This window comes from Schumannella soli, from assembly GCF_006517435.1.
Classification (GTDB): Bacteria; Actinomycetota; Actinomycetes; order Actinomycetales; family Microbacteriaceae; genus Schumannella; species Schumannella soli.
The window spans coordinates 1,377,538-1,399,029 of the sequence record NZ_VHQG01000002.1 but is presented as its reverse complement, the minus strand read 5'-3'; the positions used below and the strand labels follow the sequence as shown (position 1 = coordinate 1,399,029).

General features: G+C 71.2%; 19 protein-coding genes. 18 read left to right on the top strand and 1 reads right to left on the bottom strand.

The window, feature by feature from the left end; genetic code table 11:
• Positions 1 to 186 precede the first annotated feature (186 nt).
• The 16 genes from thyX to dapF all read left to right on the top strand — a co-directional run bounded on the left by thyX (position 187) and on the right by dapF (position 18,200).
• On the top strand, positions 187 to 900 hold the full coding sequence (thyX, locus tag FJ657_RS12195) for an FAD-dependent thymidylate synthase (protein ID WP_255447319.1): 714 nt from the start codon (positions 187 to 189) through the stop codon (positions 898 to 900).
• Positions 901 to 995: 95 nt separating this feature from the next.
• Complete coding sequence (dapA, locus tag FJ657_RS12190; RefSeq protein ID WP_141163865.1) at positions 996 to 1,973, top strand: 4-hydroxy-tetrahydrodipicolinate synthase; 978 nt, start codon at positions 996 to 998, stop codon at positions 1,971 to 1,973.
• A gap of 43 nt (positions 1,974 to 2,016) precedes the next feature.
• The gene (locus tag FJ657_RS12185) at positions 2,017 to 3,696 is read left to right on the top strand and encodes a ribonuclease J (RefSeq protein WP_141163864.1); all 1,680 of its coding nucleotides are present in this window, start codon (positions 2,017 to 2,019) and stop codon (positions 3,694 to 3,696) included.
• A 233-nt stretch (positions 3,697 to 3,929) separates the two neighbouring features.
• Positions 3,930 to 4,901, top strand: coding sequence for an efflux RND transporter periplasmic adaptor subunit (locus FJ657_RS12180; RefSeq protein ID WP_141163863.1), 972 nt, complete (start codon positions 3,930 to 3,932; stop codon positions 4,899 to 4,901).
• Between the two features lie 3 nt (positions 4,902 to 4,904).
• The gene (locus tag FJ657_RS12175) at positions 4,905 to 5,699 is read left to right on the top strand and encodes an ABC transporter ATP-binding protein (protein ID WP_141163862.1); all 795 of its coding nucleotides are present in this window, start codon (positions 4,905 to 4,907) and stop codon (positions 5,697 to 5,699) included.
• A complete protein-coding gene (locus tag FJ657_RS12170) occupies positions 5,699 to 6,931 on the top strand; it encodes an ABC transporter permease (RefSeq protein WP_141163861.1) in 1,233 nt (410 codons plus the stop codon). Before FJ657_RS12175 ends, FJ657_RS12170 begins: the two co-directional genes overlap by 1 nt.
• A gap of 162 nt (positions 6,932 to 7,093) precedes the next feature.
• Positions 7,094 to 9,883 (top strand): FtsK/SpoIIIE family DNA translocase, encoded by a 2,790-nt coding sequence (locus FJ657_RS12165; protein WP_141163860.1) that lies wholly within the window; start codon positions 7,094 to 7,096, stop codon positions 9,881 to 9,883.
• Positions 9,884 to 9,976: 93 nt separating this feature from the next.
• Complete coding sequence (gene pgsA / locus FJ657_RS12160) at positions 9,977 to 10,612, top strand: CDP-diacylglycerol--glycerol-3-phosphate 3-phosphatidyltransferase (protein WP_141164030.1); 636 nt, start codon at positions 9,977 to 9,979, stop codon at positions 10,610 to 10,612.
• Positions 10,613 to 10,626: 14 nt separating this feature from the next.
• On the top strand, positions 10,627 to 11,127 hold the full coding sequence (locus FJ657_RS12155; protein ID WP_141163859.1) for a CinA family protein: 501 nt from the start codon (positions 10,627 to 10,629) through the stop codon (positions 11,125 to 11,127).
• 198 nt (positions 11,128 to 11,325) lie between these two features.
• Entirely contained in the window at positions 11,326 to 11,637 is a 312-nt protein-coding gene (locus tag FJ657_RS12150) for a helix-turn-helix domain-containing protein (RefSeq protein WP_141163858.1), read from the top strand.
• A gap of 152 nt (positions 11,638 to 11,789) precedes the next feature.
• Entirely contained in the window at positions 11,790 to 12,014 is a 225-nt protein-coding gene (locus tag FJ657_RS12145; RefSeq protein ID WP_181408950.1) for a DUF3046 domain-containing protein, read from the top strand.
• 337 nt (positions 12,015 to 12,351) lie between these two features.
• Positions 12,352 to 13,455 carry a recombinase RecA gene (gene recA, locus FJ657_RS12140; protein WP_141163856.1) on the top strand — a complete coding sequence of 368 codons (1,104 nt, stop codon included), beginning with the start codon at positions 12,352 to 12,354 and terminating at the stop codon, positions 13,453 to 13,455.
• Between the two features lie 138 nt (positions 13,456 to 13,593).
• On the top strand, positions 13,594 to 14,661 hold the full coding sequence (locus FJ657_RS12135; protein WP_141163855.1) for a regulatory protein RecX: 1,068 nt from the start codon (positions 13,594 to 13,596) through the stop codon (positions 14,659 to 14,661).
• A gap of 38 nt (positions 14,662 to 14,699) precedes the next feature.
• Positions 14,700 to 16,235, top strand: a complete 1,536-nt coding sequence (gene miaB, locus FJ657_RS12130) for a tRNA (N6-isopentenyl adenosine(37)-C2)-methylthiotransferase MiaB (RefSeq protein ID WP_141163854.1) — start codon at positions 14,700 to 14,702, stop codon at positions 16,233 to 16,235.
• A 44-nt stretch (positions 16,236 to 16,279) separates the two neighbouring features.
• Positions 16,280 to 17,203: a tRNA (adenosine(37)-N6)-dimethylallyltransferase MiaA gene (miaA, locus tag FJ657_RS12125; RefSeq protein ID WP_219995925.1), complete on the top strand. Its 924-nt coding sequence runs from the start codon at positions 16,280 to 16,282 to the stop codon at positions 17,201 to 17,203.
• A gap of 142 nt (positions 17,204 to 17,345) precedes the next feature.
• The gene (gene dapF, locus FJ657_RS12120) at positions 17,346 to 18,200 is read left to right on the top strand and encodes a diaminopimelate epimerase (protein WP_255447318.1); all 855 of its coding nucleotides are present in this window, start codon (positions 17,346 to 17,348) and stop codon (positions 18,198 to 18,200) included.
• Positions 18,201 to 18,305: 105 nt separating this feature from the next.
• Here dapF and FJ657_RS12115 read toward each other — a convergent pair whose 3' ends face one another.
• Positions 18,306 to 18,944: a class I SAM-dependent methyltransferase gene (locus tag FJ657_RS12115; RefSeq protein WP_141163851.1), complete on the bottom strand. Its 639-nt coding sequence runs from the start codon at positions 18,942 to 18,944 to the stop codon at positions 18,306 to 18,308.
• A gap of 43 nt (positions 18,945 to 18,987) precedes the next feature.
• Here FJ657_RS12115 and hflX point away from each other — a divergent pair, with 43 nt between their 5' ends.
• Together hflX and FJ657_RS12105 are read left to right on the top strand one after the other, a co-directional pair.
• Positions 18,988 to 20,547 (top strand): GTPase HflX, encoded by a 1,560-nt coding sequence (gene hflX / locus FJ657_RS12110; RefSeq protein WP_141163850.1) that lies wholly within the window; start codon positions 18,988 to 18,990, stop codon positions 20,545 to 20,547.
• Positions 20,548 to 20,605: 58 nt separating this feature from the next.
• Positions 20,606 to 21,463 (top strand): DUF4184 family protein, encoded by an 858-nt coding sequence (locus FJ657_RS12105; RefSeq protein ID WP_141163849.1) that lies wholly within the window; start codon positions 20,606 to 20,608, stop codon positions 21,461 to 21,463.
• Positions 21,464 to 21,492: the final 29 nt, after the last annotated feature.

Here is a 21,492-nt window from a genome sequence, read left to right as displayed (position 1 = left end):
CGACGCGGATCCGGTCATCCACGCGACTCCCTGATTCGGGCCGCGCGAGGCGACCCGCATGGGACGATCCGGCCGGGTGCGTCGATGAGGTCGGTCGTGCTCGCTAGGGTGAAGGCCGTGTCCGACGCTCCCGCTCCCGCCGCCTCGTCCGCTTCCGATCCGGCTGCCGCCGCCGCTCCGGAGCCGGTGTTCCGCTCCGACGTGAAGGTCGAGCTGGTGCGCTCGAGCGCGAGCGACTCCGACGTGCTGTTCGCCGCGCGCGTGTCGACCCAGGGCGAGAAGACGCTGGACGCGGCGGCCGCCGGAACCGAGGCCACCGACCGCGACCGCGGCCTCATCAACTACCTCATGCGCGACCGCCACGGCTCGCCCTTCGAGCACAACTCGCTCACCTTCTACGTGCAGGCGCCGATCTTCGTGTTCCGCGAGTTCATGCGTCACCGCATGGCGAGCTACAACGAGGAGTCGGGTCGCTACCGCGAGCTGCGTCCCGTCTTCTACGTGCCCGGCCCCGAGCGTCGTCTCATCCAGGTCGGCAAGCCCGGCGCCTACGTCTTCGAGGAGGGCACGGTCGAGCAGCACGAGCTGGTCGTCGCCGAGAGCCGCCGCGTCGCGACCGAGGCCTATGAGAGCTACCAGCGGATGCTCGCCGCCGGCATCGCCCGCGAGGTCGCCCGCGCCGTGCTGCCGCTCTCGATCTACTCGTCCATGTACGTGACCGTGAACGCGCGGTCGCTCATGAACTTCCTGTCGCTGCGCACGAAGCACGAGGACTCTCACTTCCCCTCGTTCCCGCAGCGCGAGATCGAGATGGCGGCCGAGCAGATGGAGGGGCTGTGGCAGCCGCTCATGCCGCTCACCCACGCCGCCTTCCAGGCGAACGGCCGCGTCGCCCCCTGACCCGCCCGCGCATCGCCGGCCCGGGCCGTGCTCGGGCCGGCGAACGACGGATGACGCGGGAGAACAGCACCGCGGCCCTCCGCTAGCCTGGGGTCGTGTCGACTTCTGCTAACCCGTTCGGTCAGGTCCTCGTCGCGCTGGTGACTCCGTTCACCGCCGACGGCGAAGTGGACTGGAACGACGTCGAGAAGCACATCGACCGCTGCATCCAGGATGGCGCCGACGGCATCGTCGTCACCGGCACCACCGGTGAGACCAGCACCCTGACCGACCCGGAGAAGATCAAGCTCGTCGAGGTCGCGAAGAGCGTCAGCGCCGGCCGCGCCAAGATCATCACGGGCGGCGGCTCGAACGAGACCGCGCACGCGATCGAGCTCTACAGGGCCAGCGAGAAGGCCGGCGCCGACGGCATCATGATCGTCACGCCGTACTACAACAAGCCGACCCAAGCGGGCATCCTCACCCACTTCCGCATGGTCGCCGACTCGACCGACCTCCCGGTCATCCTCTACGACATCCCCGGCCGCACCGGCGTGCCGATCGCCTACGAGACGATCCTGCGCATCGCCAAGCACCCGAACGTGCGGGCGATCAAGGATGCGAAGGGCGACTTCAGCCAGGTCAGCCGGGTGCTGAACCAGACCGACCTGCTCTACTTCTCGGGCGACGACGCCAACGTGCTGCCGCACCTGTCGATCGGCGCGACCGGCCTGATCGGCGTCACCGCGAACGTCGCCTCCGCGCCGTACCGCACGATCATCGACGCCGTGAACGCGAGCGACCTCGCCACGGCGACCGCGGCGCACCAGGCTCTCGAGCCTCTCGTGCGCGCGATCATGACCCACGTGCCCGGCACCGTCGCGGCGAAGTACGTGCTGCACGGCCTCGGCCGCATCTCCAGCCCCCGCGTGCGTCTGCCGCTCGTCGGACCGGAGGAGTGGGAGGCCGCTCAGATCGAGGACGAGCTCGCCCTCGTCGGCGCCATCGACGGCGTCGACTTCACGAACTTCCGGCCCGACCGCAACGCCGCCGCCGGCGGCGCGCTGCCCAAGGTCGCCGGTACGACGCGCTAGAACACCGGCCGGGCGCTCCGGCCACGACCACCACAAGGACAGAATGCCCGCCACCGACGTCTACGAACCCACCCCGCTGCAGCCGGGAACGCTGCGCGTCATCCCGATCGGCGGTCTCGGCGAGATCGGCCGCAACATGACGGCCTACGAGTACGAGGGCAAGATCCTCATCGTCGACTGCGGCGTGCTCTTCCCCGAAGAGCACCAGCCCGGCGTCGACCTGATCCTCCCCGACTTCGCGCCGATCCGCGATCGACTGGATGACATCGTCGCGGTCGTGCTGACGCACGGTCACGAAGACCACATCGGCGCCGTGCCGTACCTGCTGCGCCTGCGCGACGACATCCCGCTCGTCGGCTCCAACCTGACGCTCGCGCTCGTCGAGGCGAAGCTCAAAGAGCACCGCATCAAGCCCTACACGCACATCGTGCACGAGGGCCAGATCGAGAAGCTCGGGCCGTTCGAGACCGAGTTCGTCGCCGTCAACCACTCGATCCCCGACGCGCTGGCCGTCGCGATCCGCACCCCCGCGGGCCTCGTGCTGCACACCGGCGACTTCAAGATGGATCAGCTGCCGCTCGACGAGCGCATCACCGACCTGCGCGCCTTCGCGCGGCTCGGCGAGGAGGGGGTCGACCTCTTCCTGCCCGACTCGACGAACGCCGACGTGCCCGGCTTCACGCCGCTCGAGCGCGATATCGGCCCGGTACTCGAGAACGTCATCGCGAAGGCGAAGCGCCGCGTGATCGTGGCGAGCTTCTCGAGCCACGTGCACCGTGTGCAGCAGGTTCTGGACGCCGCCTCGCGCAACGGACGCCAGGTCGCCCTGATCGGCCGCTCGATGATCCGCAACATGGGCATCGCCGCCGAGCTCGGCTACCTCCGTGTGCCCGACGACGTGCTGATCGACGCCAAGAAGGCGATGAAGCTGCCCGACGAGAAGGTCGTCTTCATGAGCACGGGCTCGCAGGGCGAGCCGATGGCCGTGCTCGCGCGCATGGCCAACCTCGACCACCAGATCGAGGTCGGCGAGGGCGACACCGTCATCCTCGCCTCGAGCCTGATCCCGGGCAACGAGAACGCCGTCTACCGCGTCATCAACGGCCTGACGAAGCTCGGCGCGAAGGTCGTGCACAAGGGCAACGCGAAGGTGCACGTCTCGGGTCACGCGGCGGCGGGCGAGCTGCTCTACTGCTACAACATCCTGCAGCCGCGCAACGTTCTGCCGGTGCACGGCGAGGCCCGTCACCTGACGGCGTCGGCCGCGCTCGCGGTCGAGACCGGCGTGCCCGAGCTGAACACCTTCATCGGCGAGAACGGCATCGTGCTCGACCTGAAGGACGGCCTCGCGAACGTCGTCGGCCAGCTCGACCTCGGCTACGTGTACGTCGATGGCTCGACCGTCGGCGAGATCACGGATGCCGACCTCAAGGACCGCCGCATCCTCGCCGAGGAGGGCTTCATCTCGATCTTCGTCGCGATCGACAAGCAGACCGGACGCGTCATCGTCGGGCCGGAGATCCAGTCGCGCGGTTTCGCGGAGGACGAAGCGGTCTTCGACGACGTCAAGCCGAAGATCGTCGCCGCGCTGAGCGAGGCGGCCCAGAACGGCACCCGCGATCAGCACGGCTTCGCGCAGGTCGTGCGTCGCACGGTGGGCCGCTGGGTCAACACGCAGCACCGTCGTCGGCCGATGATCGTCCCGGTCGTCATCGAGGCCTGACCCCGCCGACTGCTCGGCCTGTCTCGCATCGCACGCGGGTCCGTCCTCCGGGGCGGGCCCGCGTCCGCGCGTCCGGGTGCCGACCGTCGGCGATCCGGCTCGGGCCGTGCCGAGCGCGGCGTGTCGGTCGGGCGGCGGAGCGACACGCGCGTGATCTCGTCCTGACGGATGATCTTCCGCGCACTGCCCGCCCCTAGGGTGAACAGAGCATTCGTCACACCCCGGAGGTCTCCATGGGCATCGCGCGGAAGTGGGTCTTCCCGATCCTCCGTCTCGTCGTCTTCGCCGCGATCGCGGTCGCGCTCGTCAAGCTCGCGTTCATCGACGGCCTGACGGGCGGCAGCTCCGACACCGCCCAGCCGACCGGGCAGGTCGTCGACCCGGTGATCGCGGTCGAGAAGGGCACGATCACCAACGAGGTGAAGCTCGACGCGACGGTCTCCGCCGACCCCGCGGTGCCGGTCAAGGCCACTCTGGCCGGCGAGGTGACGAAGGTGTCGGCCGGCGTCGGAGCGCAGGTGAACGCCGACACCCCGATCGCGACCGTGCGCTCGGAGACGGTCTCGCCCGACGGCCAGCCCGTGCGCAAGACCGTCGTCGTCAAGGCCGGCGCGGCGGGCACCCTCTCGGCTCTGCCCGTGATCGTGGGCCAGCAGGTCGTGGTCGGCGACGCGATCGCGCAGGTCGCCCCGCCCACCTTCTCGGTGTCGGGCGGCCTCGCCGCGGCCGACCAGTACCGCCTGCTGAACCGACCGGATGCCGCGACGGTCACGATCGTCGGCGGTCCGGCGCCGTTCACCTGCGGCGGTCTGACGATCACGACGCCGCTCAATGGCGCCGGCGCGTCCGCATCGGGTGACGCCTCCGGTGACGCCGGCGCATCCACTCCGACCACCACGGTGCGCTGCGCCGTGCCCGCCGAGGTGACGGTGTTCACGGGGCTCGCCGCGAAGATGTCGATCGCCGGCGGCGTCGCGAAAGACGTGCTGACCGTGCCGGCGACCGCCGTGCAGGGTTCGGCGGGCAGCGGCATCGTCTACGTGCCCGACGCCCAGGGCGGCAAGCCGGTGAAGAAGGATGTGAAGCTCGGTCTCAGCGACGGCGACAAGGTCGAGATCACGGGCGGGCTCGCCGAGGGCGACCAGATCCTCGAGTTCGTCCCCGGAGCTCCCGCGAAGAGCCCCGACGGCTCCGCGCAGGGCTGAGCGATGACGCTCCTCCGTCTCGAGCAGGTCACCCGCACCGTGCGGATCCCCGACGCCGAGCCCCTGCACATCCTGCGCGGAATCGACCTGGAGGTCGAGGTCGGCGACCACGTGAGCATCGTGGGCCGGTCGGGCAGCGGCAAATCGACGCTGCTCAATCTGCTGGGGCTGCTCGACGAGCCGACCTCGGGCCGACTGGTCTTCGACGAGATCCCTCTCGAGCGGATGCGCTCGGGCCAGCGCGACCGCCGACGCGGCCGGGATGTCGGCTTCATCTTCCAGCAGTTCAACCTGCTGGGCGGGCGCACGGCGCTCGAGAACGTGATGACGCCGCTGCTCTACGCCGGCCCGGCCCAGTTCTGGCGGCGCCGCCGACTCGCGGCCGAGATGCTCGATCGCGTCGGTCTCGGGTCGCGCCTCGACTCTCTGCCGACCCAGCTCTCGGGCGGTGAGCAGCAGCGCGTCGCGATCGCTCGGGCGCTCGTGCGAGGTCCGCGGCTGATCCTCGCCGACGAGCCGACCGGAGCCCTCGACGTCGAGACCGGCGAGCGGGTGATGGCGCTGCTCGACCAGGTCGCCGAGGATTCCGGTGCTGCGCTGATCACGATCACCCACGACCCCAACGTCGCCGCGCTCGCGCGTCGGCACTACCGACTCGATCAGGGCATCCTGACGCCGTCGGGGGCGGAGGTCCGCCTTGAGCCGGCGCTCGCCGCGCCGACGTCCGCCGCCGCGCCCGCGCTCGCGCCCCCGGTCGCCCCGCTCGCCGGGCCGTCGACGTCGGGTGAGGTGCTCTGATGCGCCTCCTCACCTCCATCGCCGCCGCGCTCGTCGAAGCCTGGGGCGAGCTGCGCGTCAGCCGCCTGCGCGTGATGCTCAGCCTGATCGGCGTCGCCGTCGCGGTCGCCGCGCTCACCGCCGTGACCGCTCTCGGCGCCATCGCCGAGCAGTCGCTGCGCGAGCAGCAGGAGCGGTTCGGCGGTCGCCCGGCGCTGCTCTCCCTCCAGCCGACGAACTCCGCAGGAGAGGCCGCCGACTCGGCGCTCACCACGGCCGCGTTCGACGCGGCAGCGGAGCGCTACGGCATCACGCACACGAGCCGCACGATCATGGATCAGACTCTCGTGCAGCTGCCGACCGGCGAGACGCCCGTGCAGTTCCAGGCCTTCGACGCCGACTACGTCACGATGCACCGGCTCGCGATCCGCGAGGGACGCTGGTTCACCGATGGCGACGCCGAGCGCTTCGCGCCGGCGGTGGTGATCAATCGCGATCTCTGGCAGATGCTCGGCGAGCCCGACCTGAGCACGCATCCGCACTTCCCGCTCTCGGGAGTGCAGCCGACGACCGCCGTCGTGATCGGGGTCACCGGCGACGACTGTCAGGGCGGATGCCCGACCATGAACCTGCTCTATGACGACTACCAGCGGGTCGGCTTCACTCCCATGGACTACGGCCCCGATTCCTACGTCCCGCAGCCCACCTACGAGGCGTGGGTTCCGCCGTCCCAGGCGAAGGAGCTGATGAAGCGCCTCGACTCGTCGATCTCCGCGTCGCTCGGCGACGGCTGGCAGACGAATATCAGCCGCAATGACTACGCGGCGTATCTCGACGGCGACCCGCTGCTGCCGGTCAAGCTCGGCGTCGGGGGAGTGGCGGGTCTCGTGCTGCTGCTCGGTGCGCTCGGCCTCGTGAACATCTCCCTCGTGACGGTGAAGTACCGGGTGCGCGAGATCGGCATCCGCCGCAGCTTCGGCGCCACGGCGGGGCGGGTGTTCTTCGGGGTCATGATGGAGAGCGTCGTCGCCACCGTCGTCGCCGGGCTCATCGGCGTCGCTCTCGCGGTCGCCGTCATGAAGTCGCCGCTGGTCTCGATGATGATGAGCACCCCGGTGCAGGATCTGCCGCCGTTCCCGATCTCGGCGGCGATCGTCGGTCTCGTCTCGGCGACCGCGGTGGGCGCCCTCGCCGGGCTCGTCCCCGCGCTCGTCGCGGTGCGCGTGAAGCCGATCGACGCGATCCGGCTGTGAACGTGGATGCGACCGGGGCCGCGGCAGGGCGCGTCGAGCGGCGCGTCTCCGCCGCGGCAGGGCTCGTCGAACGGCGCGTCCCCGCCGCGGCAGGGCCCGTCGAACGGCGCGTCACCGCCGCGCCTCCCCGCCCGCGTCGGTGCTCGCGGCTACCGTGACCCCATGGCCACCAGCACCCGGTCGGGTTCCCGCGCGCGCTCCGGCGCGAAGAGCGGTTCCGGCGCGCGCGGAGGCTCCCGCACCCAGGCGGTGACGAAGAAGCTGCCCGTGCCGAAGCCCGAGAAGCAGGCCCCCGAGCAGGGACTGCTCGCCCGAGCCTGGCTGGGGCTCGCGCACGTCGCCGGCGGTGCGGCGCGACTGTTCGGCAAGGAAGGCCTCGCGAAGGAGGAGCGCCGCGACGGCGTGCCCTTCCTGCTGCTGCTGCTCGCGGTCGCGGGTGCGGCGGTCGAGTGGTTCCTGCAGCGCAACGAGATCGCCCAGGCGATCGAGATGTACACCTTCGGCGGGCTCTTCGGCCGCGTCGCCTTCGCTCTGCCGGTCATCATGCTGCTGTTCGCCGTCTGGCTGTTCCGGCATCCGTCGAGCGTTCACGACAACACCCGCATCGGGATCGGCCTCGTGCTGTTCCTGATCAGCATCAGCGGCATCTGCCACCTCGTCGGCGGCCTGCCGCAGCCGGCCGAGGGGATGCCGGGCCTCGCGATCGGCGGCGGCGTCATCGGCTGGGTCGTCGCCCAGCCGCTCGCCTCGCTCGGGTCGCCGTGGTACTCGGCTCCGCTGGTGGCGTTCCTGCTCGTGATCTCGCTGTTCATCATGACCAAGACGCCGCCGAACCGCATCGGCCGACGCGTCCGCGAGCTCTACGCCTGGCTTTTCGGCGAGCAGCTCGCCGAGAAGCCCGCGAAGGATGCGGCGACGGGCGACGACGTCAGCGGCACCGGCGAGATGGACGCCTTCAGCGACCTCGGCCTCGACATGGACGACGAGACCTCGATGCCGTGGTGGCGTCGCGGCAAGAAGAAGGACCCCGACGCCTTCGACACCCCCGTCGTCGACGAGCTCGAGCACACCGCCGCGACCGACATCATCGAGCCGACCCCGACGGCCGACGACGGCGGAATCGACCTCGATCTCCTCGACGAGCTGGCGAAGGCCGAGGAGGCGGTGCACCGCTTCACCGGAGACGTCGCGCCCGCCGCGGTCGGCATCCGCGATGACGGCGACACGGGCGAGCAGCCCGAGGTCGCCCCCGCGGTCGCCGCTCCTGCGCGTCCCGGAGCGCCGGCGCCGAAGCGCCCGTACCGGCTTCCCCCGGCTTCGTCGCTCTCCGCTGGAACCCCGCCGAAGGCGCGCACGGCCGCGAACGATGAGATCATCGCGGCCATCACGAGCGTGCTGACGCAGTTCCAGGTCGACGCGAAGGTCACCGGCTTCACGCGTGGTCCGAGCGTCACCCGCTACGAGGTCGAGGTCGGTCACGGCGTCAAGGTCGAGCGGGTCACCGCCCTGTCCAAGAACATCGCCTACGCGGTCGCCTCCAACGAGGTCAACATCCTCTCGCCCATCCCCGGCAAGAGCGCGATCGGCGTCGAGATCCCCAACCGCGACCGCGAGATCGTCTCGCTCGGCGACGTGCTGCGCTCGGGCGCCGCGAGCAAGAGCTCGCACCCCATGTCGATCGGACTCGGCAAGGACGTCGAGGGCGGCTTCGTCGTCGCGAACCTGGCGAAGATGCCGCACCTGCTCGTCGCCGGCTCCACCGGATCGGGAAAGTCGAGCTTCATCAACTCGATGATCACCTCGCTGCTCATGCGAGCGAAGCCGGCCGAGGTGCGCCTCGTGCTCGTCGACCCGAAGCGCGTCGAGCTCTCGATCTACCAGGGCGTCCCGCACCTGATCACGCCCATCATCACGAACCCCAAGAAGGCCGCCGAGGCGCTGCAGTGGGTCGTGAAGGAGATGGACATGCGGTACGACGACCTCGCGTCGTTCGGCTTCCGCCACATCGACGACTTCAACCGCGCCGTGCTCGCGAACGAGATCCAGCTGCCCCCGGGCAGCGAGCGCGTGCTGCAGCCGTACCCGTACCTCCTCGTGGTGGTCGACGAGCTGGCCGACCTGATGATGGTCGCCCCGCGCGACGTCGAGGAGTCGATCGTGCGCATCACCCAGCTGGCGCGGGCGTCCGGTATCCACCTCGTGCTCGCCACGCAGCGGCCGTCGGTGGATGTCGTCACCGGTCTGATCAAGGCCAACGTGCCCTCGCGCCTCGCCTTCGCAGTGTCGAGCATGACCGACTCGCGCGTCATCCTCGACCAGCCCGGCGCCGACAAGCTCATCGGCCAGGGTGACGGCCTCTTCCTGCCGATGGGCGCGGGCAAGCCCGTGCGCGTGCAGGGCGCCTGGGTGCAGGAGTCGGAGATCGCCGAGGTCGTCGAGTTCGTCAAGAAGCAGGCTCAGCCCGACTACCGCGAGGACGTCGCGGCCGTAGTCGAGAAGCGCGAGATCGACGCCGACATCGGCGACGACCTCGAGCTGCTGCTCGCGGCGGCGGAGCAGATCATCAGCACCCAGTTCGGCTCGACGTCGATGCTGCAGCGCAAGCTGCGCGTCGGCTTCGCGAAGGCGGGGCGCCTGATGGATCTGCTGGAATCGCGCGAGATCGTCGGCCCCTCCGAGGGGTCGAAGGCCCGCGACGTGCTCGTCACGCCCGACCAGTTGCCCGAGGTGCTCGCGCGTCTGCGCGGCGAGCCCGGTCCCGATGGTTCCGGCTCCGGCTCCGGCGCCGGTTCCGGCGCTCCCATGGCCCCGCGCCCGAGCGGTGGCGCGACCGGCGGCAGTGCCGCCGGGGATCCCCTGGACGACCCCGTCGCCGCGATGACCAGCGGCTATCCTGAGGTCGACGGCGACTCGGACGACGAGGACGCCTGGAATCTGACCGGCAGGGGGTAGTCGATGGCCCTCTCCTCGACCCCGTCGGGCAAGTCCGGTTCGGGCGGATCACGCTCGTCCGAATCGCCCGCGACAGGCCCCCGCACGAACCCGATGCGCGGCCGCGTCGCCTCGCACGGCGACACGCAGGCGAGCCTCGGCAACGTGGCGAACATCATCACGGTCGTGCGCATCCTGCTCGCCCCGGTGTTCATCTGGCTCCTGCTGAGCGACGCCGGCAGTGACGGCGTGCTGCGCTGGGTCGCCGCGGCGCTCTTCCTCGTCGCGATCCTCACCGATTCGGTCGACGGCTTCCTCGCGCGCCGCCAGAACCTGGTCACCGACTTCGGCAAGCTCGTCGACCCGATCGCCGACAAGATCCTCGTCGGCGGTGCGCTCATCGCGCTGTCGATCCTGCTCGAGCTGCCGTGGTGGGTGACGATCGTCATCCTCGTGCGCGAGTTCGGCATCACCGTCTTCCGCTTCATCGCGCTGCGCGACCGCGTGATCGCCGCCTCCATCTGGGGCAAGATCAAGACGGTCGTGCAGGCCGTGGCCGTCACCGTCGCGCTGATCCCGTTCTGGACGCTGCTCGGCGACTGGGTGCACTGGGTCAACACCGGGCTCATGACGCTCGCCGTGCTGCTCACGGTCGGCAGCGGTGTCGAGTACCTCGTCGCGGCGGCGCGCGCCGGCCGCGCGAAGCCGTCAGACGGCGCGGGCGCGGCGGGCTCCGCTCCACGCACCTGACCGCCCCTCCTGCCGTGTCCGCCACTCCGCGCCGCGTCGCCGACCTGGGCGCCGAACTGGTCGATCGCGCGCTCACGACGGCCGTCGCCGAATCTCTCACCGGCGGCCTCGTCGTCGCCGAGCTGGTGTCGGTTCCGGGCATCTCGGCCGTCCTGCACGGGGGAGTCGTCGCCTACGCCACGCCGCTCAAGCGCGATGTCGTCGGCGTCGACGGCGACCTGCTCGCCCGCGAGGGCGCCGTGCATCCCGGTGTCGCCGCTCAGCTCGCGGAGCGTGTCCGCACCGCGCTGGCCGTCGACGGCATCCCCGCCCGGGTCGGTCTCGGCACGACCGGCGTCGCCGGCCCCGACCCGCAAGACGGCCAGGCGGTCGGCACGGTGTTCGTCGCCGTCGCGCTCGACGACCGCACCGAGGTGCGGGAGCTCGCCCTCGCCGGTGACCGGGCCGCCATCCGGCGGGGAGCGGTGGAGGCCGTGCTCGCCCTGCTCGACGAGGTGCTCGTCACGTCCCGCTGACCGGGCCGACAGCACCCGCCGCAGGACCGCTCCCGACTCCCTGACCCGCGCACTGGGGTCTGGGGAATGGCGGCGGTTTCGATCACGTTACAAGCAATGACCTCACACGGCTTTGACAGGCCGGGCTGGTTAGAGTTCTCGCATCGGGAGCGCTATCTTGGCCTCTCCGGTGAGGCGAGACAGTGAAGGAGGATCACCATGGTTCTGGTTCGACAGGAAATCGGCGATGTCCTCCGTGACGTGCGACTGCAGAAGGCCATGACCCTTCGCCAGGTCGCCAGCAAGGCCAGCGTCGCACTCGGCTACCTCAGCGAGGTCGAGCGCGGGCAGAAGGAAGCCAGCTCCGAGATCCTCGCCTCCGTGGCCGAGGCTCTCGACACCCCGATCTCGAGCATCATGCGCGAGGTCGGCGACCGACTGGCCGTTCTCGAGGGTGTGACGCCGCTGGTGCCCGACACCCTCCCCGACGAGCTGGTCGCGGAGTTCGACGCCGGACTCGCGGTGCGCTGACCCCGTGCACGACAGACATCGCGAAGCCCCGGTCCGTGAGGACCGGGGCTTCGTCGTGTCCCGGGTGCGTCGGTGCGGTCCGAGCCGGCGCGCTGGGACGCGGAGCGGCGCGTGGTCGGCGGGCGTCGGCCGCGGCGTCTAGCGTGGTGCGGGTGAAGGTCAGCGAGTTCCAGCGTGCCGTCGCCGACGAGTTCGGCGAGGCCTTCGGTCGCGTGCTCATCGAGGACTCGCAGCTGGGCGAGCTCGGTGACCGCACCCCGAAGGCGGCGCTCGCGGCCGGCATCCCGGCCCGCGAGGTGTGGCTGGCTCTGTGCCGGTCGCGGGATGTGCCGCGCGAGCGCTGGCACGGTGTCGGGCTCCCGGATCCGCGCGACTGAGCGCTGCCCGTCGCGCTCGCCCCCGCGACGCTGTGCGTCGTCGATCCGCGTTCGATCTCCTTCGAACCACGACACGCCGACGTTCGAATCACTCGAACATCTGTTCGCTTCTCGCTACGATTCCTCCACAGCCTCTTTCGAAGACGAGTTGTGCTGGTTCCGCCCGTCGATCCCTCGGGATGTCGGCGGCCGGGCCTAGCGTCGATCTCGTCGAAGACAGATGGCTCGACAGCCCTGTCGGAAGCAGACGGCCTTGCTACATCGGCCCGACGGAGACGACAGAAGACGGGCGCACCGACCGCGAGCACCGCTCGCCCAGCAGAAGGAGAACCGGCACATGCCCACAGCAGCAGACCGCGAGAAGGCCCTCGAGACCGCCCTCGCGCAGATCGACCGTCAGTTCGGCAAGGGCACGGTCATGCGTCTCGGCAGCGACGAGCGCGCCCCCGTGGCGATCATCCCCACCGGCTCCATCGCGCTGGATGTCGCGCTCGGCATCGGCGGGCTCCCGCGCGGCCGCATCATCGAGATCTACGGTCCGGAGTCGTCGGGTAAGACGACCCTGACGCTGCACGCGATCGCGAACGCGCAGCGCAACGGCGGCATCGCCGCCTTCATCGACGCGGAGCACGCGCTCGACCCCGAGTACGCCAAGAAGCTCGGCGTCGACATCGACGCGCTGCTCGTCTCGCAGCCCGACACGGGTGAGCAGGCCCTCGAGATCGCCGACATGCTCGTGCGCTCCGGCTCGATCGACCTCATCGTCGTCGACTCCGTCGCGGCGCTCGTGCCCCGCGCCGAGATCGAGGGCGAGATGGGCGACTCGCACGTCGGCCTCCAGGCCCGCCTCATGTCGCAGGCTCTGCGCAAGCTCACCGGCGGTCTGAACCAGACGCAGACCACGATGATCTTCATCAACCAGCTGCGCGAGAAGATCGGCGTGTTCTTCGGCAGCCCCGAGACGACCGCGGGTGGAAAGGCGCTGAAGTTCTACGCCTCGGTCCGCCTCGACATCCGCCGCATCGAGACCCTGAAGGACGGCGCAGACGCGGTCGGAAACCGCACTCGCGTCAAGGTCGTCAAGAACAAGATGGCGCCGCCCTTCAAGCAGGCCGAGTTCGACATCCTCTACGGCGTCGGCATCTCGCGTGAGGGCAGCCTGATCGACTACGGCGTCGAGCACGCCATCGTCAAGAAGTCGGGCGCCTGGTACACCTACGACGGCGACCAGCTCGGTCAGGGCAAGGAGAACGCCCGCAACTTCCTGCTGCAGCACCCCGATATCGCGCAGGAGATCGAGACGAAGATCCTCGGCAAGCTCGGCGTGGGCGAGGCCGGCAAGGCGGCGCAGGCCGCCGAGCTGGCGGCTGCCGCCGCCGAGGCGGAGAACGTCGCCTCGCTGGAGGACGGGATCAAGGCCCGCAAGGCCGCGAGCGCCTGACCGAGGTCGAGCCGATGGTCGTGACGGAGTTCGAGACCATCCACGAGTGAAGAGCCGGCCCGGGTGCGCGCGAGCGCGCTCCCGGGCCGGAGCCATATCTGAGCCGCACCACGGCGGCACGACGGAAGGACGCAGGGCATGAGCGACTCCGGCAACGGCAACGGCAACGGCACGCGCGGCGACGAGGGCTGGTATCGCGGCGCCGAGACCGACGAGGCTGCCCTCGGCGACGCGAGTTCGAACTCGGCCGACGCGCGACTGGCGCCGGTGACCTGGCTGCCGGGCGCGCGCGATGCTCAGCGCACGGAGACGGCGGCGGCGCCGCGCGGCGGCGACGAACTCCCGACGCTCGCGACCGTGCTCGGCGAGGTCGACGAGCTGCTCGAGCGCCGACGCGCGCGGATGGGGGCTTCGCGGCACCCGGCGCGCGGAGCCGCGGGCGCGGGAGTCGGCGCGGACCACGATGGCGATGCCGGCGGCGGCGCATCCGACCGCACGGGTGCTTCGGACGCACGCAACTCGTCGGGTGCGGCGGCGCGGAGGTCTGCCACGGGTGACGGTGATCCCGAGTGGGCGACGCCCGGGATCGATCGAGCCGGTGCGCGGTCGAGCTGGGGAGCCTCCTCCGCGTCGGACGACGACCGCGACGAGGATGCCGATGTCGACGATCTCGGCCCGCTCGCGCGCGAGGAGCAGGCCGCCGAGCGCGCGGCCGCGAAGGCCGCCCGCAGGGCGGAGAACGTGGCGATGCACGCCCTGACGCGACGCGGGATGTCGCGGCGCGAGATGGAGCGCGTGCTGCGTCAGCGCGAGTTCGACGAGGGAGAGATCGAGGCGGAACTCGCTCGCCTCGAATCGGTCGGGCTGCTCGACGACATGGCGCTCGCGCAGCAGCTCGTCGGCACGCTGCAGGAGCGCAAGGGACTCGGTCGCACGGCGATCGCCGCCGAGCTCACCCGGCGGCTGCTCGCTCCCGCGGCGATCGAGTACGCGCTCGAACTCGTCGACACCGGCGACGAGCTCGCCCGAGCCCGCGAGATCGCGGTGAAGCGCGCTGCGCAGCTGCGCTCGCTCGACCGGGAGACGGCCGTGCGCCGGCTGTCGTCGTACCTCGCGCGGCGGGGCTACTCGGGCAGCACGGTGCGCACCGCCGTCGACGCCGCGCTGGCGGGCGCCGACCGCGGATCCGGGGTGCGGTTCCGCTGACCGTCCGCGTTCGTCTCGCGGCTTAGACTCGTCGCACCATGACGCTGCTCGACACCACCACCGAGCCCACGGCCGACCGCCAGCGCACCTACGAGGTGCGCACCTTCGGCTGCCAGATGAACGTGCACGACTCCGAGCGGCTCAGCGGCTCGCTCGAGGCTGCTGGCTACCGCCGCGCTGACGACGGCGTCGAGGCCGACGTCGTGGTCATCAACACGTGCGCGGTGCGCGAGAACGCCGACAACAAGCTCTACGGCACGCTCGGTCACCTCGCCGCCGCGAAACGCGAGCACGACGGCATGCAGATCGCCGTCGGCGGCTGCCTCGCTCAGAAGGACAAATCCGTCATCCTCGACAAGGCCCCCTGGGTCGACGTCGTCTTCGGCACGCACAACATGGGATCGCTGCCGACCCTGCTCGAGCGCGCCCGGCACAACGGCGACGCCCAGCTCGAGATCCTCGAAGCCCTCGAGGTCTTCCCGTCCACGCTGCCGACCCGTCGCGAGTCCGCCGCGAGCGGCTGGGTCTCCATCTCGGTCGGGTGCAACAACACCTGCACCTTCTGCATCGTGCCGAGCCTGCGCGGCAAGGAGCGCGACCGTCGCCCCGGCGACATCCTCAGCGAGATCGGACTGCTCGTTGACGACGGCGCCATCGAGGTCACCCTGCTCGGGCAGAACGTCAACAGCTACGGCGTCGAGTTCGGCGACCGCCTCGCCTTCGGCAAGCTGCTCCGGGCGGCCGGTGCCATCGAGGGCCTCGAGCGCATCCGCTTCACGAGCCCCCACCCGGCGGCGTTCACCGACGACGTCATCGACGCGATGGCCGAGACGCCGGCCGTCATGCCGCAGCTCCACATGCCGCTGCAGTCCGGCTCCGACCGCATCCTCAAGGCCATGCGCCGCTCCTACCGCTCTGAGCGCTTCCTCGGCATCCTCGACCGCGTGCGCGCGAAGATGCCGCACGCCGCGATCAGCACCGACATCATCGTCGGCTTCCCCGGTGAGACCGACGAGGACTTCGAGGAGACGATGCGCGTCGTCGAGCAGGCGCGCTTCGGGTCGGCCTTCACGTTCCAGTACTCCATCCGCCCCGGAACGCCCGCGGCGACGCTGCCAGATCAGCTCCCCAAGGCGGTCGTGCAGGAGCGATACGAACGCCTCATCGCGCTGCAGGAGCGCATCTCGCACGAAGAGAACCAGAAGCTCATCGGCACGGCCGTCGAGGTTCTCGTCGCCCCAGCTGAGGGTCGTCGTGACGCCGAGACGAGTCGCCTGTCGGGACGAGCTGAAGACGGCCGCCTCGTGCACTTCGAGCTCACCCCGGGCAGCGTCGAGCCGCGGCCCGGCGACATCGCCTCGGTCGTCGTCAGCCGTGCGGCCCCGTTCTACCTGATCGCCGACTCGGCGAACGGCGCCCCGATCCCCGTGCGCCGCACCCGCGCGGGCGACGCCTGGGATCGCGACCAGGCCGAGAGCTGTGCGGTCCCGGCGCACGCCCCGGCCGCGGGCGGCGGCGTCAGTCTCGGGCTCCCGTCGCTGCGCGACGGCATCCCGCTGCGCCCCGGACTCTGACCGTGAGCGATCCCGCCCGCGGCGACCGCGCGGCCGGATCCGCCGTGCCCTCCGATCAGCTGCCGATCGTCGCGATCATCGGCGCGACCGGCACCGGCAAATCCGAGCTGTCGCTCGATCTCGCCGAGACCCTCGCACGGGACGGCGTGCCGTCCGAGATCGTCAACGCCGACGCCATGCAGCTCTACCGCGGCATGGACATCGGCACCGCGAAACTCGACCCGGCCGAGCGGCGCAGCATCCCGCACCACCTCCTCGACGTGCTCGAACCCTCTCAGGAGGCCAGCGTCGCCGCGTATCAGCGGAAGGCGCGCGCCGCGATCGACGGCATCCGGGCTCGCGGCGCCGTGCCGATCCTCGTCGGCGGCAGCGGGCTCTACGTCTCGAGCGTGCTCTACGACTACGACTTCCCGGGCACCGATCCGGCCGTCCGCGAACGGCTCGAGCGCGACCTCGACGAGCAGGGGCCAGGCCTGCTGCACCGACGTCTGCTCGAGGTCGATCCCGACTCGGCGCGCGAGATCGGCGCGAGCAACGGGCGGCGTCTCGTGCGCGCGCTGGAGGTCATCGAGCTGACCGGCAAGCCGTTCCGCACCGGCCAGCCCGGCTCCGAGTCGCTGTGGCGCCCCGCGGTGACGATCGGCCTCGAGCTCGAGCGCGCGCAGCTGACCGAGCGTCTCGACCGTCGCGTCGAGCGGATGTGGTCCGCCGGCCTGGTCGACGAGGTCGCCGCACTGCGCACGGCCGGCTTCGGTCTCACCGCCGCGCGCGCCATCGGCTACGCGCAGGCGCTCGCGCAGCTCGACGGCACGGCGAGCGAGGCGGACGCGATCGCCGAGGCGGCGGCGCTGACGCGACGCTACGCCCGCCGACAGGTCAGCTGGTTCCGCCGGTATCCCGACACGCACTGGCTCGACGCGCTGGCGCCCGACCGCGTCGGCACCGCGGCGGCGATCCTGCGGATCTGAGCCACGACTTCACGGGTGCGGCCTCGCGTCGGCGGGCGCAGGACCGCGCCGGTAGCCTGAGCGGGTGAGCAGCACGCCCCTCGGAACCACCGCATCCACCGCCACCTCGGTTGACGGGGGCGCGAGTGCGTCGAGCGGCCTCGTGTTCACCAAGGGCCACGGCACCGGCAACGACTTCGTGCTGCTCAACGACCCCGAGGGCGAGCTGACCTTCGACGCGGCCGCGCTGGCCGACCGCCGATTCGGCATCGGCGGCGACGGTGTCATCCGCGCGATCCGCTCCGAGCGCCTCGACGAGGGACGCGCCCTGCTCGCCGACGACGCGAGCGCGACCTGGTTCATGGACTACCGCAACGCCGACGGCAGCATCGCCGAGATGTGCGGCAACGGCATCCGCGTCTTCGGCGAGTACCTGGTGACCGAGGGGCTCGCCGAGATCGCGGTCGGCGAGACCGTCTCGATCGGCACACGCAGCGGAGTGCGCCGGCTGCGCCGCGAGGTGGACGGCTGGGCCGTCGACCTGGGCGTGTTCCGGGTCGAGGCGGGTGAGCCCACGGTCTCCGCCGGCGGCCTCCATGTGGATCGGCCCGGACTCGGCATCGACGTCGGCAACCCGCACGTCGTCGTCGTGCTCGCCGAGGAGTCCGAGCTCGAGGCCCTCGACCTGCACCGGGCGCCGCAGGTGAGCCCGATCCCGCCGCACGGCGCCAACGTCGAGTTCGTCGTGCCGGCCGAGCCGCTCGTGCAGGACGGCACGGGCCGCATCCGCATGCGCGTGCACGAGCGCGGCAGCGGCGAGACCCTCTCCTGCGGCACCGGCGCCGCGGCGGCCGCGCTCGCGGTTCGCCACTTCGCGGGTGACACGATCGATCGTTGGCTCGTGGATGTGCCCGGCGGCACGGTCGGCGTGCGTGTCGGCGCCGACGGCGACGCGACCCGCGTCGAGCTCAGCGGTCCGGCCGAGCTCGTCTACACGGGCAGTTTCACGCGCGCCTGAGAGGCGCTTCGGCGCGCGCCGGTCGATGCTGCGGTCGAGCGCGGACGCCCAGCGCTCGCCCGATCGGCTCGCGGCCGTCCAGCTCGCGGCCGGCGAGGAAGCGCCTCACTCCGGCGCGAGCACGTCCGTCGTGCCGGCGCGACGGCGCACGCGCAGCACGCGGTATCCCTTGCTGGTCGCGGTGCGGATGACCGCGGTGTCCCGGCCGAGTTCGCCCTGCAGCCAGCGCTGCAGCGAGTCGGCGCCGAGCTGCTTGGCGACGACGAGCCAGGCGTCGGAGCCGACATCGAGGCGCGGCATCCAGCGCAGCAGCAGCTCGTGCAGCTCGTTCTTGCCGACGCGGATGGGCGGGTTCGACCAGATGGTGCGGAAGACGACGTCGTCGGGAACAGAATCCGGGGTGACGGCGTTGACGTTGTCGAGTCCGAGCGACTCCGCATTGCGCCGCACCAGGTCGAGCGCTCGCTGGTTCACGTCGACCGCCCACACGGTCGCACGCGGCGATTCGAGAGCGAGACTGAGCGCGACCGGGCCCCAGCCGCAGCCCAGGTCGAGCAGGTTGCCGCCGGGCGGGGGAGCGGGCACAGCACCCAGCAGAACCGCGGTGCCGGAGTCGATCCGGTCGGGGCTGAAGACGCCCCCGGCGGTGGTCACCTCCACGCGGCGCCCGGCGAGCGTCACGGGGATGGTGCGGGGCACGAAGTCGCTCCCCGGCTGGGGGGAGAAGTAGTGCTCGCCGGACATGCTGGAAACCTACCGGAGCCGAGGAACTAGGGTTGACCGAATCATGACCGAGAACGACGAACTGGAGCGGGGCGACGACGCCATCGAGCGCCCGTCGGACTCCGCCATCACAGACTCCGCCATCGACCGCGTGCTCGCCGCAGAGCAGAGCCGGGCTTCGGTGTCGCGCTTCGGCGCCCGCTCCGTGAGCCTGCAGGCCGACGACCACTACGACGACGACCGCGACGGCGACCAGCTCGATCGCGAGGCTCGCGCCTCGCTGCGCCGCGTCGCCGGGCTCTCCACCGAGCTCGAAGACGTCACCGAGGTCGAGTACCGCCAGCTGCGCCTCGAGAACGTGGTGCTGATCGGGGTCTACTCCGGCAGCAACCTCGAGACCGCCGAGGTCTCGCTGCGCGAGCTCGCCTCGCTCGCCGAGACCGCCGGCGCCGTCGTGCTCGACGGCCTGCTGCAGCGCCGTCCGCATCCCGACCCCGCGACCTACATCGGCCGCGGCAAGGCCGAGGAGCTCGCCGCGATCGTGCAGTCGCTCGGCGCCGACACGGTCGTGGCGGATGCGGAGCTCGCCCCGAGCCAGCGACGTGCGCTCGAAGACGCGGTCAAGGTGAAGGTCATCGACCGCACCGCCGTCATCCTCGACATCTTCAGCCAGCACGCCAAGAGCCGCGAGGGCAAGGCCCAGGTCGAGCTCGCGCAGCTGCAGTACCTGCTTCCGCGTCTGCGTGGATGGGGTGACTCGATGTCCCGCCAGGCCGGTGGCCAGGTGGGCGCGGGCAACGGCATGGGAAGCCGCGGACCGGGTGAGACGAAGATCGAGCTCGATCGTCGTCGCATCCACACCCGCATGGCGCGGCTGCGCCGCCAGATCGCCGGTTTCGCTCCGGCGCGCGAAGCGAAGCGCGCGAACCGCGACCGGTTCTCGGTGCCGAGCGTCGCGATCGCGGGCTACACGAACGCGGGCAAGTCGAGTCTGCTCAACCGCATCACCCGCGCCGGCGTGCTGGTCGAGAACGCGCTGTTCGCGACCCTCGACCCGACCGTGCGCAAGACCCGCACCCCCGACGGCCGTCTGTACACGCTCGCCGACACGGTCGGCTTCGTGCGCGACCTGCCGCACCAGCTGGTGGAGGCGTTCCGCTCGACTCTCGAGGAGGTGCGCGACTCGGATGTGATCGTGCACGTCGTCGACGGCGCGCATCCCGACCCGGCGTCGCAGCTGACGACGGTGCGCGACGTGATCGGCGAGGTGGATGCGCGCGACCTGCCCGAGATCGTCGTCTTCAACAAGGCGGATCTGATCGACGAGGATGCCCGCATCGTGCTGCGCGGGCTCGAGCCGAAGTCGATCTTCGTCTCGGCCCGCACCGGCGAGGGCGTCGCAGAGCTGCAGGAGCGCATCGCGCAGCTGCTGCCGCAGCCCGACGTCGAGCTCGAGCTGCTCGTGCCCTACGACCGGGGCGAGGTGGTGGCGTTCGCGCACGCGAACGCGCGCATCCTCGACACCGAGTACGTCGAGCAGGGCACGCGGGTCAAGCTCCTGGCGATGGAGCCCGTCGCCCGGCAGCTGGAGTCGATGCTGGCGGAGCCGGTCGCGCAGGTCTGAGCCGGCGAGCCCGATCGGGCGGCTCGATGCGTTCAGCCGCGGCGTCCCATACTGAGCCGTGCCCTTCACGCCCAGTCACGCCGCCGTCGCCCTGCTCGCGCGGCGGTCGCCGCTTCCGGTCGCGGCCGTCGCGGCGGGCGCCGTCGCGCCGGACCTGCCGTACTTCGCGCCGGTGCCGTTCCCGCGCGAGCTGAGTCACTCGCTGCTCGGCGCCGTGACGGTCGATCCGCTGTTCGCACTCTCGGCGCTGGCGCTGTGGTGGTGGATGCTGCGCGCGCCTCTCGTCGCGCTCGCACCGTCCGCGCTCCGACGCCGCCTGCCCTTCCCGTTCGAGTCGATCGGCAGCAGTGCGCGGCGCACGCGCGGCGGGGTCCCGGTCTTCGTCGCGCTGACCGTGCTCGCGGCCGTGCTCGGCGTGCTGACGCATCTCGGCTGGGACTGGTTCACGCATGCCGAGGGCCTGGCCGCCCTCTGGCCCGCCTGGGGAGCGCCGGTCGGACCGCTCGCCGTCGACAAGTGGGCGCAGCACGCGAGTTCGGTGCTGGGTCTCGCGGTGCTGGCGGTCGTCGCGCTGCGGGCGCTGCGTCGCGCGGACATCGGCGCCGCGGGCGCTCCGGGTGCCTCGGCCGTTCCGGGTTCCCCGGCCGTTCCGCGTGAGCGTTCAACGGGCATCCGCGTCGCCGCGCTGACGGCGCCGGTGATCGCTGCGGGAGTCGGCGGTCTCCTCCGCTGGGTTCTCGGGATGACAGCCGGCATCGCGCCGTTCAGTCCCGCGCTCGTCTTCTCGGTCGCGCGCGTGACGATCGGCTCCGGGGCAGCCGTGCTCGTGCTCGTCGTGGCGGTCTGGTGGATCGCCGAGCTGCGCCGACGTCGGTCGACGGCAGCCGCGACGACTTCCGCGACGACGCCCGGGTGACCCGGCCCCGCCGCTGAGCGCGAGTCCGA

What these genes read in the sequence shown, in the direction of transcription:
- FJ657_RS12185 (WP_141163864.1), top strand. Translation starts at nt 2,017, where the DNA reads ATGCCCGCCACCGACGTCTACGAACCCACCCCGCTGCAGCCGGGAACG.
- FJ657_RS12180 (WP_141163863.1), top strand. Translation starts at nt 3,930, where the DNA reads ATGGGCATCGCGCGGAAGTGGGTCTTCCCGATCCTCCGTCTCGTCGTC.
- FJ657_RS12175 (WP_141163862.1), top strand. Translation starts at nt 4,905, where the DNA reads ATGACGCTCCTCCGTCTCGAGCAGGTCACCCGCACCGTGCGGATCCCC.
- FJ657_RS12170 (WP_141163861.1), top strand. Translation starts at nt 5,699, where the DNA reads ATGCGCCTCCTCACCTCCATCGCCGCCGCGCTCGTCGAAGCCTGGGGC.
- FJ657_RS12165 (WP_141163860.1), top strand. Translation starts at nt 7,094, where the DNA reads ATGGCCACCAGCACCCGGTCGGGTTCCCGCGCGCGCTCCGGCGCGAAG.
- pgsA (WP_141164030.1), top strand. Translation starts at nt 9,977, where the DNA reads ATGCGCGGCCGCGTCGCCTCGCACGGCGACACGCAGGCGAGCCTCGGC.
- FJ657_RS12150 (WP_141163858.1), top strand. Translation starts at nt 11,326, where the DNA reads ATGGTTCTGGTTCGACAGGAAATCGGCGATGTCCTCCGTGACGTGCGA.
- recA (WP_141163856.1), top strand. Translation starts at nt 12,352, where the DNA reads ATGCCCACAGCAGCAGACCGCGAGAAGGCCCTCGAGACCGCCCTCGCG.
- FJ657_RS12135 (WP_141163855.1), top strand. Translation starts at nt 13,594, where the DNA reads ATGAGCGACTCCGGCAACGGCAACGGCAACGGCACGCGCGGCGACGAG.
- miaB (WP_141163854.1), top strand. Translation starts at nt 14,700, where the DNA reads ATGACGCTGCTCGACACCACCACCGAGCCCACGGCCGACCGCCAGCGC.
- FJ657_RS12115 (WP_141163851.1), bottom strand. Translation starts at nt 18,944, where the DNA reads ATGTCCGGCGAGCACTACTTCTCCCCCCAGCCGGGGAGCGACTTCGTG.
- hflX (WP_141163850.1), top strand. Translation starts at nt 18,988, where the DNA reads ATGACCGAGAACGACGAACTGGAGCGGGGCGACGACGCCATCGAGCGC.